Genomic DNA, 13,286 nt, shown 5'->3' on the forward strand with positions numbered 1-13,286 from the left:
AGGAGAAAGGATATGGAAGAGCTATTAGAACAAGTTGTTTCTCTTTCAGACATCAACCAGATCATTGATTTTATCAGCGATGAGCTGAAAAAACCGGTCATACTGGAAAGCGCGGATTTTTTCCTATTAGCTTATAATTCGTATTACATTAACCACTTTGACGCAGCGAATCAACAAACGATTTTCTCCAAAAAATGTCCGCTTTCGATTTTTGAGAAATTTGTCGAAGAAGGGATCATAGATCAATTGAAAACCATTCCGACTCCTTTTCGGGTGAAGCAGATTGAAGAGATCGGACTGAATCAGCGGGTGGTCGTCAGCGCCAAACATAAAAACGAGATTATGGGCTACATTTGGATTCAGGAGATCGAAAACGAGCTGTCTGATGAAGAACTCGACTTTCTATATCAAGCTTCCTTTCATGTCGGAAAGATCATTTACAGACAGAAACGGCTGAAGCAGGAAAAAGAGGAGCAGGCGGAAGAGCTCTACAGGCAGGCGCTCCACGAACAGTTTCAAACGGAAAAAGAGCTTCAGCGGGTTCTAAGCTTTATTGACTCTTTTCCGGAAATCGAACGGACGATCACGAGAACAGAGTGGTTTTAACGTAGAGGTGGTATGGACATGAGTATGAGAGCTACCCGTGTGGGTGAACAGATGAAAAAAGAACTTGGCGACATTATCGGAAGAAAGCTGAAAGACCCGAGAATCGGGTTCTTAACGGTTACCGATGTCAGCGTCTCCGGCGACTTGCAAATCGCCAAGGTGTACATTTCCGTTCTTGGCGATGAAAAGAAAAGAGAAGAGACGCTAAAAGGCCTTGCAAAAGCGAAGGGCTTTATCCGGTCCGAATTGGGGAATCGGATCAGGCTCCGCAAAACACCTGAAATCCAGTTTGAATTCGATGAATCAATCGATTACGGAAACCGCATCGAAACATTGATCCATGAACTGCATTCAGACAAAGAAGAATAAACAGCTGAAAAAGAGGATAGGCGGTTTTTTAACCGCCTGTCCTTTTTAGCTGAAATGAGAAAGGAGCGGATGTTTGCATGTACAACGGAGTCCTGCTTTTACATAAACCGGTCGGGATGACCTCCCATGACTGCGTCATGAAGATCCGCAAAATGCTAAAAACAAAAAAAGTCGGTCATACAGGGACGCTTGATCCCGAGGTGTCAGGCGTTCTCCCAATCTGTATCGGCAGGGCGACCAAAATCGTTGAATACTTGACGGAGAAATCAAAAACGTACGATGCCGAGGTTACGCTTGGCTTTTCAACGACGACAGAGGATCAGACGGGGGAGATCACCGAAAGAAAGCCGGTCGGCACTCCGCCTGATGAAGAAGCGGTGAGGAGCGTCCTTAAAAGCCTTGAAGGCAGAATCGAACAAGTGCCGCCGATGTATTCGGCAGTCAAAGTAGGCGGCAAAAAACTGTATGAATATGCAAGAGCGGGGATCGAGGTTGAAAGGCCGAAGCGCACCGTCACCATTCATCATATCGAACTGACCTCTGGAGTCGCGGGAGAAGAGGATACGGCCCGGTTCAGGTTTACTGTGACATGTTCCAAAGGCACTTATGTCAGGACTCTGGCGGTCACTATCGGCGAAAAGCTCGGGCTTCCGGCCCATATGTCCCATCTGATCAGGACGGCTTCAGGCAATTTTTCGCTTGAGGAGTGCCTGACGTTTGAAGAGATTGAGGATCACATCGCAAACGGCACATTGTCCGGGCAGCTCGTCCCGATCGAGCGTGCGCTTGATCATTTGCCGAAATGGATAATTAGTGATACATTAGCTAAGAAAGTGGAAAATGGCGCAGTGCTTGAAACACCCGCGGGCTTAACACACTTGACCGGCGAAGACCGCCTGGCGGTTTTCACGGAAGACGGCCGTTGTATTGCCGTTTATTTTCCTCATCCTGCAAAGCCGGGACTGTTAAAGCCTGCAAAAGTACTCGTGCAAAAAAGCGAACAATAAGAAAAGGTGACCGTTCTTGAAGACGATACATATTTCTCATCCGCACGACCTGAAGCGTGAGGACTTTCCAAAATCAGTTATGGCACTAGGTTATTTTGACGGTGTTCACCTGGGGCATCAGCAAGTGATTCGGACGGCTGAAACAATCGCAAAGAGAGAAGGAGCGAAAACGTCCGTGATGACGTTTCACCCTCATCCTTCGGCCGTGTTGAAAAAAGGCTCAGAGCCTAAAGACTTAATTACGCCTTTAAGCGAAAAGATCAGTATCATCGAAGGGTTGGGGGCCGATTATTTATATATCGTGGAATTCAGCCCCGAATTTGCTTCCCTTTCGCCTGAAGAATTTATCGAGCAATATATTCTCGGTTTTAATGTATGTCATGTCGTGGCAGGCTTTGATTTTACTTTCGGGAAATTTGGAAAAGGCACGATGGGAAACTTCCAGGAATTTGCCAAAGGCCGCGTGAGAGGTACTTGTGTCGCCAAATATTCCAATCAGGATCAAAAGGTGAGTTCGACACGGATCCGCACCGTCATCGGGGCAGGCGACGTAGAGTATGCCGCTGAATTGCTCGGAAGACCGTACTATGTCAAAGGCATCGTGATTCACGGTGATAAAAGGGGCCGGACGATCGGTTTTCCGACTGCCAATATCGGGCTTTCCGACGCGTACATCGTGCCGCCGACAGGCGTATATGCCGTCAAAGCGGAAATCGGCGGGACGTCGTACAACGGAGTCTGCAATGTCGGATACAAGCCGACGTTTTACGAAAAACGCCCTGACCAGCCTTCGATCGAAGTGAACTTATTTGACTTTAACCGGGAGATATACGGAACTGATATAAAAGTCGAGTGGTACAGACGCTTGAGAAGCGAGAAAAAATTCGGCAGCGTGGACGAACTGGTCGCACAAATTTCGAAAGACAGGGAAGAAGCGATCCGCTTTTTTCAAGAAGCGAAGCTGACCGAAATTTAACAGGTATAAAAACAGCGGACATCCGTCAACAATGATGATGAAAATGAAACATACGGCAAAGTTTCTCATAAATGCCTTGCATCAGGCCGGTCTTTCTAGTATCATATTGTCTGTAGCTTTAAAACCGATCACTTGGCAAATCGATTCACCGGCGTTTGCTAGGTAACCGGGGCTAATAACATTTGGAGGTGAAACAGGATGGCAATTACTCAAGAACGTAAAAACCAACTCATCAATGAGTTCAAAACACACGAATCTGACACGGGATCACCGGAGGTTCAGATCGCTATCCTAACTGATCAAATCAACAACCTGAACGAGCATTTGCGCGTTCATAAGAAAGACCATCACTCACGTCGCGGTCTTCTTAAAATGGTAGGTAAACGTCGTAATCTTCTTACGTATCTTCGTAACAAAGACGTAACTCGTTACCGTGAGTTGATCAACAAACTAGGATTACGTCGATAATCGTAAAAAGCGGGAGGATTCCCGCTTTTTTATCGTATAAAAACGAATATCCGGCAACTCCAAAACACGTGGTTCATATATATGATCTTAATTAACTGATTCGATCTCTACATAGCACTTTGCCATTGATATGTTCAATTCATTTCGTTCATAATAGGAGTAACGTAAAAACTATCCGAAGAGAGGAGTTCATATAAGAATGGGACAAGAGAAACACGTCTTTTCCATAGATTGGGCCGGCCGAAAACTGACCGTTGAAACCGGCCAGCTTGCAAAACAAGCAAACGGAGCCGTTCTGATCCGTTATGGAGATACTGCGGTTCTAAGCACAGCAACGGCTTCAAAAGAGCCTAAAACCGTAGATTTCTTCCCTTTAACCGTGAATTACGAAGAAAGGCTTTATGCTGTCGGAAAAATTCCGGGCGGTTTTATTAAAAGAGAGGGCAGACCGAGCGAAAAAGCAATCCTGGCCAGCCGATTGATCGACCGTCCGATCCGTCCGCTGTTCGCCGACGGTTTCCGCAACGAAGTTCAAGTCGTCAGCATCGTGATGAGCGTTGATCAGGACTGTTCGTCAGAAATGGCGGCAATGTTCGGTTCATCCCTTGCGCTGTCGATTTCTGATATTCCGTTTGAAGGACCGATCGCCGGTGTTACAGTGGGCCGGGTCGACAACGAATTCATTATCAATCCGACGCTTGAGCAGCTTGAAAAAAGCGACATTCATTTAGTCGTGGCCGGAACGAAGGATGCCATCAACATGGTGGAAGCCGGAGCAGACGAAGTTCCCGAGGAGATCATGCTTGAAGCGATCATGTTCGGTCATGAGGAAATCAAACGCTTAATCGCATTCCAGGAAGAAATCGTCGCCGTCGTCGGAAAAGAAAAATCAGAAGTCACTCTGTATGAGATCGATTCCGATCTGAAAGAAAAAGTGAAAGCCATGGCTGAAAGCGATCTGTTAAAAGCCATCCAGGTTCACGAAAAACACGCGCGCGAAGACGCGATCAACGAAGTAAAAAAAGAAGTTGCAGCAAAATTTGAAGAAGAAGAGCATGATGAAGAAACGCTGAAACAGGTGAACGACATTTTGTCACAGCTTGTGAAAAATGAAGTGCGCCGCCTGATCACGGAAGAAAAGGTTCGTCCGGACGGCCGGGGCGTCGATGAGATCCGCCCGCTTTCCTCAGAGGTCGGACTGCTTCCGAGAACGCACGGTTCCGGCCTGTTCACGCGCGGACAGACGCAGGCGCTCAGCATCTGTACGCTGGGTGCGCTCGGCGATGTTCAAATTTTGGACGGTCTCGGTGTAGAAGAATCAAAACGCTTCATGCACCACTACAACTTCCCGCAGTTCAGCGTCGGGGAAACAGGACCGATGCGCGGACCGGGGCGCCGCGAAATCGGACACGGAGCCCTCGGAGAACGGGCGCTTGAACCGATTGTTCCGTCTGAAAAAGACTTTCCGTACACCATCCGCCTTGTCTCTGAAGTACTTGAATCAAACGGTTCGACTTCCCAGGCCAGCATTTGCGCAAGCACGCTGGCGATGATGGACGCAGGGGTGCCGATCAAAGCGCCGGTTGCCGGAATCGCCATGGGGCTTGTCAAATCCGGCGACAACTACACGGTCTTAACCGATATTCAAGGTATGGAAGATCACCTCGGAGATATGGACTTTAAGGTTGCGGGAACGTCTAAAGGCGTCACAGCCCTGCAAATGGATATTAAAATTGCCGGTCTCTCAAGAGAAATCTTGGATGAAGCGCTTCAGCAGGCGAAAAAAGGCAGAATGGAAATCCTTGATAGCATGCTGAACACATTGGCTGAATCGAGAAAAGAGCTGTCTCCATACGCACCGAAAATCTTGACGATGACGATTAATCCGGATAAGATCCGCGATGTTATCGGACCAAGCGGAAAACAAATCAATAAAATCATTGAAGACACAGGCGTTAAAATCGATATCGAACAAGATGGCACGATCTTTATTTCTTCAACAGATGAAAGCATGAACCAAAAAGCGAAGAAAATCATTGAAGACCTTGTCAGAGAAGTTGAAGTCGGACAGCTTTACCTAGGTAAAGTCAAACGGATTGAAAAATTCGGCGCTTTCGTCGAGCTCTTCAGCGGAAAAGACGGTCTCGTTCATATTTCAGAGCTTGCGCTTGAACGTGTCGGAAAAGTTGAAGACGTCGTGAAAATAGGCGACGAAATCCTTGTCAAAGTAACAGAAATCGATAAGCAGGGACGTGTCAACTTATCAAGAAAAGCAGTACTCCGCGAACAGAAGGAAAAGGAAGAACAAAAGTCTTAAAACGGTGTCCGTCTTGCTTCTGTTAAGCTGAAAAAACGAAAAAGGAAGCCTGGGGGACCCGGCTTCTTTGTTTTAAGCAAAATTGTTTCCAAAAACCGCTCCAGTTCTATCTTGTCCTTTTCCCACATATTTTGTGGGGAAGGGAGGAAATACAATTGAAAAGAAAATTCGTTCCGTTTGCCGTTTTTTTCTTTTTATTGCTTGTATCATATCAGGTCATGAATCATCCGTACTCACTAGATTACATAGATGCAATGACAAAGGACGCGGCTACCGTTGCCGCCCAAAAGGACGAACTGTATCAGGAACTGCTTCAAAAAGCTCCTGAATATGAAGTGAAAGCCCAAAATGCAAAAATCGATAGAATTTGGAAAGCGATGCCCGGCTATAATGGGTTAAAGGTAAATATCGAAAAATCGTACAAAAAGATGAAGCGTTCAGGCACATTCGATGAAAAGCTTCTCGTCTATGACCAGGTCAAACCGGAGGTCCGCCTTGAGTCTTTGAAGCCTGAACCGATCTACCGCGGGCATCCCGACAAACCGATGGTCTCGTTCCTTATCAATGTCGCCTGGGGAAATGAGCACTTAACAAAGATGCTTCCTGTTTTGAAAGAGAACGATGTGAAAGCCACTTTTTTTCTCGAGGGCAGATGGGTGAAAAATCATCCTGAGCTGGCGAAAACCATTGTAAGAGACGGGCACGAAATCGGAAACCATTCATACAATCATCCCGATATGAGCAAACTGACGAGTGAACGCATTTCGGAACAGCTGCGGCTGACGAACCGGCAAATCAAAGAAACGATTGGCGTTGAGCCGAAATGGTTTGCTCCGCCGAGCGGAAGCTTTCGCAAAGAAGTTGTAGATCAGGCCCGCAAGATGGGAATGGGAACGGTGATGTGGACAGTTGATACGATCGATTGGCAGAAGCCGCAGCCGGCCGTCTTGCAGCATCGGGTATTAAGCAAAGTACATAACGGCGCCATGATTTTAATGCATCCGACAGATCCAACCGCCAAAAGCCTCGGAATCTTGATTCAGAAGCTGAAAGAAAAAGGCTATCATATCGGAACTGTCTCACAGCTGCTGAACGAAAAAAGGCTTGCGGTAAAATAGATGCTCAGGGCCCGTTCTTTGAATAGGAGGAACAGATTTGATAAAACGGTATACTTGTCAAAATGGGGTAAGAATTGTACTCGAGAACAATCCCACTGTCCGGTCCGTCGCGATCGGGGTTTGGATCGGAACCGGATCAAGACACGAAACACCGGAAATTAACGGCATTTCGCATTTTTTGGAGCACATGTTTTTTAAAGGGACAAAAACGCGTACGGCCAGAGACATCGCCGAGTCGTTTGACAGAATCGGGGGACAGGTCAATGCGTTTACCTCAAAGGAGTATACGTGCTATTATGCCAAAGTTCTTGATGAGCATGCGAGCTATGCATTGGAAGTGCTCTCAGACATGTTCTTTCATTCAGCTTTTGACGAAGAAGAATTAAAAAAAGAAAAAAACGTCGTTTACGAAGAAATTAAAATGTATGAAGACACGCCTGACGACATCGTCCACGATCTGCTCAGCAAAGCGTCGTACGGAGGGCATTCCCTCGCCTATCCGATTCTCGGAACAGAGGAAACGCTTGCCACGTTTGACGGGGATGCCTTGAGAGGGTATATGGACGAATATTACACGCCTGACCGCGTCGTGATTTCGATTGCCGGGAATGTTTCTGACAGCTTTATTAAAGAAGCCGAAAAGCATTTTGGCTCATATGAGGCAAAAGGAAGAAGAACGGGAACGAGTAAACCGGAATTCCGGCATGAAAAAATGGCGCGGAAAAAAGAAACCGAACAGGCTCATCTCTGCCTCGGCTTCAACGGCCTGGAAGCCGGCCATCCAGAGATTTACGATTTGATCGTGCTCAACAACATCCTCGGAGGAAGCATGAGCAGCCGCCTTTTTCAGGATGTCCGCGAAGATAAAGGGCTCGCCTATTCCGTATACAGCTACCACAGCTCGTACGAAGACAGCGGAATGATGACCATTTACGCCGGAACAGGCGCGGGTCAGCTTCAGCTTCTTTCGGATACGATCCATGAAACGCTTCGCGTTTTAAAAACAGAGGGCATCACGCCGAAAGAACTTGAAAACAGCAAAGAGCAGATGAAAGGCAGCCTGATGCTGAGCCTTGAAAGCACAAACAGCAAAATGAGCCGCAACGGCAAAAACGAGCTGTTACTTGGAAGGCACCGGACGCTTGATGAAATCATCGAAAAGCTGAATGCCGTTAACCTGGACCGGGTTAACAGCCTCGCGAACCGCATTTTTACCGATGATTTTTCAACGGCCTTAATCAGCCCGACCGGAGAGCTGCCGAAGTAATATATGCCTGAAAAACATGCCTGTTTAAAAGTGCAGGCATGTTTTTTGTTTGGAGAACATACATCATTACAAAAGGGGGGTTTTTCGATGAGGCTCAGTGAACTATCCGGAAAGGAAATCGTGGATGTCAAGCGGGCCGAGCGCCTCGGCATTTTAGGACAGACCGACCTTGAAATCAATGAACAGGACGGACAGATTACCGCTCTTATCATCCCGTCGGTCAAATGGTTCGGCTTTAGAAAACAGGGGAATGACATCAGAGTGCCCTGGAAGCAGATCCGCAAGATCGGATCTGACATGATCATTCTCGACGTTCCGGAAGAACTCGGGAATCACGACGAATAAACTTCTTTTTCATAATGCAAGAACCGGCCCGGCTCCTCAAGCCGGGTTTTTTTATTGCCTTGAGATCACCCGGAATATTTCAATTCACCGCCATTTCCTTTTTTTCATATGATGACATTAGCTTATGAATTAGATCCTTGTCAAAAAGAAGGTGAATATAAAGCCATGTTAACCGGATTGACGATTGCAATCATCGGCGGTGATGCGAGGCAGCTTGAAATCATCCGCAAGCTGACCGAACAGGATGCACAGGTGTTTCTGGTCGGTTTTGACCAGCTTGACCACGGATTTACGGGCGCCACCAAATTAAAATTAGGCGAACTCGACTTCGGAGCGGTAGACAGCATCGTTCTGCCTGTATCAGGAACATCGGCAGACGGCGCGGTTGCCACCGTTTTCTCGAATGAAGAAGTTGTGCTAATGCAGGAGCATTTGGAAAAAACAAAGCCTCATTGCACGATCTATTCAGGTATATCAAACGATTATTTAGAAGGTATCGCCAAGGGATCAAACCGCCGGCTCATCAAGCTTTTTGAAAGAGACGATATCGCGATTTACAACTCGATACCTACAGTTGAAGGGGCCATTATGATGGCTATCCAGCACACCGATTATACGATTCACGGCTCAAACGTCATGGTTCTCGGACTCGGACGGACCGGCATGAGCATCAGCCGGGCGTTTTCCGCTCTCGGAGCCCGCGTCAAAGTCGGCGCGAGAGCCTCGGCACACCTTGCCAGAATCATGGAGATGGGCCTCACTCCTTTTCACATACATGAACTTGGGGAGCACGTCGAAGATACCGATATTTGCATCAATACCATTCCAAGTCTCATTCTCGATCACGCCGTCCTATCCCGAATGACACCCAGAACATTGATTCTCGATTTGGCGACCCGCCCGGGGGGCACCGACTTCGAATTTGCCGAAAAACAGGGCATCAAAGCGCTGCTTGCGCCGGGTCTTCCGGGTATTGTCGCTCCTAAAACGGCGGGTCAGATCATCGCCAACGTTTTGTGCAATCTTTTATCACCATCAACAACCGATTGAAGGGGGCTGTCATAATGTCGATCAAGGGAAAAAGAATCGGATTTGGCCTTACGGGTTCTCACTGTACGTATGATGCCGTTTTTCCGCAAATCGAAAAGCTCGTCGATCAAGGAGCAGAGGTCAGGCCGATCGTGACGACAACGGTAAAATCGACGGACACACGCTTTGGAGAAGGGGAAGAATGGGTTAGGAAAATCGAAGAGCTCACGGGTTTTGAAGTTATCGATTCCATACCGAAAGCGGAGCCCCTCGGACCGAAAACACCGCTTGACTGCATGGTGATTGCGCCGCTGACGGGAAATTCGCTGAGCAAGCTCGCAAACGCGATGACGGACTCGTCTGTCATTTATCATACCCCCAAAAGAAAGAACCCCTATTTTACAAGGGTTCTCAAGTTTTTATTGGTTAAAGCTTTATACTTAAAATAAGGGACAATCCTAAATTTTGAAGGCCGTGTGCCTCTTCCTTTTTCAATAATTTCAATCTCCACATGATCAAAAATTGTTCTTAAATACTCATTCTTTATCGTTTTTTCAGTTTGCTCCATATAAGCTTCTCTAAATGTTTTCATGTTTTCTTTTATGGTTGGTATTGATTCATTCTTGGTCAATACAGGAGCTTGCTCTAACTCGCTCTTCGCTTTTTTAAGTTCTTCTCTTTCTTTATCAATAACAGCTTTTCGTTGAAGAAAAATTTCATCAGTATAAATTCCTTGCTCAAATTTTTCAAAAATAAAGGATTCTCGACTCTTTAGCTCCTTTTCTTTTTGTTCAATTTGCTGTAGCATCCTTTCTTGCGTCTGTGAGCCATCTGCATTTTTTTGCTCATTAATCTGAGCCTCAAAAAAGATTTTAAGCTGATCCTCATCCATGCTTTCAATATTTTTTAATACTTCCAAGATTGCTTCTTCAACATCACGATATTTAACGCTCATGCAGCGTTCTTTTTGACATTTTAGGAACTCTTTAATATAAATACTCTCAGAGCCATCTTTTTTCTTATATCTATGCTTACCACAATTTCTCACAAGCTTTCCTCCACAAACCGAACAAGTGCATACACTAGCGAGTTCACATGGATCAAAATCAAGAGGATTGTGGGGTGCTATAGGCTTATTTTTTATTTTTGTTTGTACTTTTTCAAATTTTCCCTTCTCTATAATTGCTGGATGAGCATCCTCAACAACAATATGCTCATTTTCAGGTCTAGGGATTCTTTGCCCTTTCTTATTTCTTTCATGGGTTCTAAATCTGATCGTACCTATATAAAGATCGTTTTCAAGTACCCGCTTTACATAAAAATAACTCCATGCTTTCTTTCCTCTGGGAGTGGGAATGCCCATTTTAGTTAAATGCGTTGCTATTGCTGTATAACTCATATCAACGCCATTTAAGCCATATAGAAATAAATCATAAATCATTATAATGACTTTTGCTTGCTCTTCGTTTATTTCAAGATTCCTTGTGTTTTTATTGTATCGATATCCATATGGGGCTTTCCCTGCTACCCATTTTCCTTGTGCGGCATAAGTATATCTTGCTCCAGTCAAACGTTCTCTAATCAGCTCGTATTCTTCTCTAGCTAAGAACAACTCAAATCTAATTTGTTTCATGTCCATTACGTTTCTTGGATCAAATACTTTGTATGGAGTTATTATAGGAATTCGCTTTTCTGTTATAAGCTCAATAATCCTACCAGCATCAGAATAACTCCCCCTGCTTAAACGTGCTAACTCTTTAACGGCTATTGCTTGATATTTCCCGTTTTCGAGGTCTTTGAGGCATTCTTGAAAAACAGGGCGACCATCTATGCTTTCACCTGAACCAATTTCTGATTTTAATTCATAAGGAAGTTCTATGGACATTAAAACATTGTTCATCAATTTAGTTTGTTCGGCTAATGTATCCTCTCCTGTTCGTTTTTCTCGCTCAATATCCTGTCTGGATTTCCTTATATAACCCAGTATATTAGAGACATTATGATTTTCTAAAGCGTTCTTTAAATTCACACCGACACTCCCTTTGGTGACATTATAAATTAGGTAACATTTTCTTGATTATATTTAACATTTCCAAAGGATGCAATCAAAAACAAATAACAAAATATGAACAATCTTTATCTTCATCAAAATAGCTGTTTACTTTCACGGTATTTGAATCCCGATAAAATTCTTATTTTATTGAGAATATAAAAGGGAGCATAATAACTCCTTCTCATTTTCCCATCTTGTTAACAAATGCCTTCGTATGAGGGGTGTGCGTCTTTCTTTTTGTGCTTAAAACAAACAGGAATTATGAACTAGGTTATTCGATTCATTTTCATGGATAAGCAGGATTTATCCACCAATCCCTTTCTATAAAGTGGTAAAATATATACTGATTGTAACTTTAGTATTAGAGGAGAATGTCATGAAAACTTTGGACGTTCAGGCGTTGCACAAAGCAATTGACCATACGCTGGAACAGTTAAAAAAGCAATCAGATGAAATGGCTAAAGTCAAAAAAAGCGTTGAAGCCATCACATCCCTTGACGATGCCTTAAAAGGAAAAGGCGGAGATGCGATTCGTGCTTTCTACGAAGAATGCCACACTCCGTTTCTTCAGTTCTACGAAACTTTCATTGACGAATATGAATCAGCATTGAAAAAAATTAAAAATGCATTGAATTCCTTGGAGCCGAATCACAACGGATATATTTCGCAATCATTTCTCGATCATGAATTGGAACAAGGCTTAAACGCGGCTGATCGAACAACGAAACATTTGGTGTCCAAAGCCAACGCCGCCATTTCAAAAGTCAGCCATATTGTCGATCTGCCAGGTTTAAATGACAACGAATTTCATGAGCAGAATAGAAAAGCATTGACTGACATCAATCAGACGATTGAAAAGCTGCATACGTTTGACAGGGAACAAACAAGCGCCCTCAAAACTGCTGAAAACGATCTTGAGACGATGCAACAATACATAAAAAGACTTGAAAAAATGTATACGGGGCCTAAAATTGAGATTGCCGCCTATCAAAAAGGATCGATTTTAAAACCGGATGAGTTGGATGCTTTGAGCGGGAATCAAGAGACAGCGATGGGAGTCATGTTGGACAAGCTTGATAAGAGATCAAAGCTTGAAAAAGAGATTGGCGAAGTTAGTGAACATGATATCAAAATTTCCAAGTTAAAGAAGAAGCTTGATGATTATGACTTTTCAACAGCTTCAGAGTTTTATGAGCTTGCCAAGGAAATTGGATATGAAAATCTTTCCCCTTGGCAACAACGGTATTTCAATGGAATCGAAGGCTCTCGTAATTTTGGCAATTCCATTAAAGGAAGTGCTGCAGGAATCAAAAATGCAGTTGTCGATACTGCTGTAGGCATATGGGACATGATCGCTCACCCAGACGAAACGATTGAGGGCATTAATTATACGATTCATCATCCCGTAAAAGTATTTAATATTATGAAACAGGGGATTGAAGAGTCTTACGAGCGAGATGTAGTCAATGGCGATTCTTATACCCAAGCTAGATGGTTTAGCTATGCCGTTGGAATGGTCGGTACATCGATTGTTAGTTCAAAAGGCGTTGACAAAGTAGGAAAAGTGGCCAAAGCGGGGAAGGTTGGACAGGTCACAGCCAAAGCGAGTAAAGCTTCTAAAAAAGTAGCGAACAAAACGATTAAAGCTTCGAAAGAGGCTGTGGAAAAAAGCGTAGCGTCTTTTAAAAAATCGATGCAAAGGGTCGCTTCCAAAGTAAAAGGGATTCAAAT

General features: G+C 44.6%; 11 protein-coding genes and 2 pseudogenes. 12 read left to right on the forward strand and 1 reads right to left on the reverse strand.

Annotated elements, in window-relative coordinates; genetic code table 11:
• Positions 1-12 precede the first annotated feature (12 nt).
• The 11 genes and pseudogenes from V7126_RS17540 to V7126_RS17590 form a co-directional block, all read left to right on the forward strand.
• Positions 13-540: pseudogene (locus tag V7126_RS17540) on the forward strand (hypothetical protein); the annotation flags it as partial.
• 84 nt (positions 541-624) lie between these two features.
• Complete coding sequence (gene rbfA, locus V7126_RS17545) at positions 625-975, forward strand: 30S ribosome-binding factor RbfA (RefSeq protein ID WP_046128919.1); 351 nt, start codon at positions 625-627, stop codon at positions 973-975.
• Between the two features lie 77 nt (positions 976-1,052).
• Positions 1,053-1,982: a tRNA pseudouridine(55) synthase TruB gene (gene truB / locus V7126_RS17550; RefSeq protein WP_046128918.1), complete on the forward strand. Its 930-nt coding sequence runs from the start codon at positions 1,053-1,055 to the stop codon at positions 1,980-1,982.
• A gap of 16 nt (positions 1,983-1,998) precedes the next feature.
• Positions 1,999-2,958, forward strand: a complete 960-nt coding sequence (gene ribF / locus V7126_RS17555; protein WP_175076228.1) for a bifunctional riboflavin kinase/FAD synthetase — start codon at positions 1,999-2,001, stop codon at positions 2,956-2,958.
• A 198-nt stretch (positions 2,959-3,156) separates the two neighbouring features.
• Positions 3,157-3,426: a 30S ribosomal protein S15 gene (rpsO, locus tag V7126_RS17560; RefSeq protein WP_006638123.1), complete on the forward strand. Its 270-nt coding sequence runs from the start codon at positions 3,157-3,159 to the stop codon at positions 3,424-3,426.
• Between the two features lie 199 nt (positions 3,427-3,625).
• Positions 3,626-5,743: a polyribonucleotide nucleotidyltransferase gene (pnp, locus tag V7126_RS17565; RefSeq protein ID WP_046128916.1), complete on the forward strand. Its 2,118-nt coding sequence runs from the start codon at positions 3,626-3,628 to the stop codon at positions 5,741-5,743.
• A gap of 218 nt (positions 5,744-5,961) precedes the next feature.
• Positions 5,962-6,861, forward strand: a complete 900-nt coding sequence (locus V7126_RS17570; RefSeq protein WP_099047104.1) for a polysaccharide deacetylase family protein — start codon at positions 5,962-5,964, stop codon at positions 6,859-6,861.
• A 37-nt stretch (positions 6,862-6,898) separates the two neighbouring features.
• The gene (locus V7126_RS17575; RefSeq protein WP_046128914.1) at positions 6,899-8,128 is read left to right on the forward strand and encodes a M16 family metallopeptidase; all 1,230 of its coding nucleotides are present in this window, start codon (positions 6,899-6,901) and stop codon (positions 8,126-8,128) included.
• 87 nt (positions 8,129-8,215) lie between these two features.
• Positions 8,216-8,473, forward strand: a complete 258-nt coding sequence (locus V7126_RS17580) for a YlmC/YmxH family sporulation protein (protein ID WP_046128913.1) — start codon at positions 8,216-8,218, stop codon at positions 8,471-8,473.
• 165 nt (positions 8,474-8,638) lie between these two features.
• Positions 8,639-9,523, forward strand: coding sequence for a dipicolinic acid synthetase subunit A (dpaA, locus tag V7126_RS17585; RefSeq protein WP_046132722.1), 885 nt, complete (start codon positions 8,639-8,641; stop codon positions 9,521-9,523).
• 11 nt (positions 9,524-9,534) lie between these two features.
• Positions 9,535-9,870 (forward strand): annotated as a pseudogene (locus tag V7126_RS17590) (dipicolinate synthase subunit B); the annotation flags it as partial.
• 26 nt (positions 9,871-9,896) lie between these two features.
• Here V7126_RS17590 and V7126_RS17595 read toward each other — a convergent pair.
• Positions 9,897-11,531: a recombinase family protein gene (locus tag V7126_RS17595; protein ID WP_046132721.1), complete on the reverse strand. Its 1,635-nt coding sequence runs from the start codon at positions 11,529-11,531 to the stop codon at positions 9,897-9,899.
• A 400-nt stretch (positions 11,532-11,931) separates the two neighbouring features.
• Here V7126_RS17595 and V7126_RS17600 point away from each other — a divergent pair.
• On the forward strand, positions 11,932-13,286 hold a 1,355-nt coding region (locus tag V7126_RS17600; RefSeq protein WP_335497987.1), incomplete at its 3' end, for a ribonuclease YeeF family protein.

Source organism: Bacillus sp. JJ675 (genome assembly GCF_036963165.1).
Lineage (GTDB): Bacteria > Bacillota > Bacilli > Bacillales > Bacillaceae > Bacillus > Bacillus glycinifermentans.

What these genes read in the sequence shown, in the direction of transcription:
- rbfA (WP_046128919.1), top strand. Translation starts at nt 625, where the DNA reads ATGAGTATGAGAGCTACCCGTGTGGGTGAACAGATGAAAAAAGAACTT.
- truB (WP_046128918.1), top strand. Translation starts at nt 1,053, where the DNA reads ATGTACAACGGAGTCCTGCTTTTACATAAACCGGTCGGGATGACCTCC.
- rpsO (WP_006638123.1), top strand. Translation starts at nt 3,157, where the DNA reads ATGGCAATTACTCAAGAACGTAAAAACCAACTCATCAATGAGTTCAAA.
- pnp (WP_046128916.1), top strand. Translation starts at nt 3,626, where the DNA reads ATGGGACAAGAGAAACACGTCTTTTCCATAGATTGGGCCGGCCGAAAA.
- V7126_RS17570 (WP_099047104.1), top strand. Translation starts at nt 5,962, where the DNA reads ATGAATCATCCGTACTCACTAGATTACATAGATGCAATGACAAAGGAC.
- V7126_RS17580 (WP_046128913.1), top strand. Translation starts at nt 8,216, where the DNA reads ATGAGGCTCAGTGAACTATCCGGAAAGGAAATCGTGGATGTCAAGCGG.
- dpaA (WP_046132722.1), top strand. Translation starts at nt 8,639, where the DNA reads ATGTTAACCGGATTGACGATTGCAATCATCGGCGGTGATGCGAGGCAG.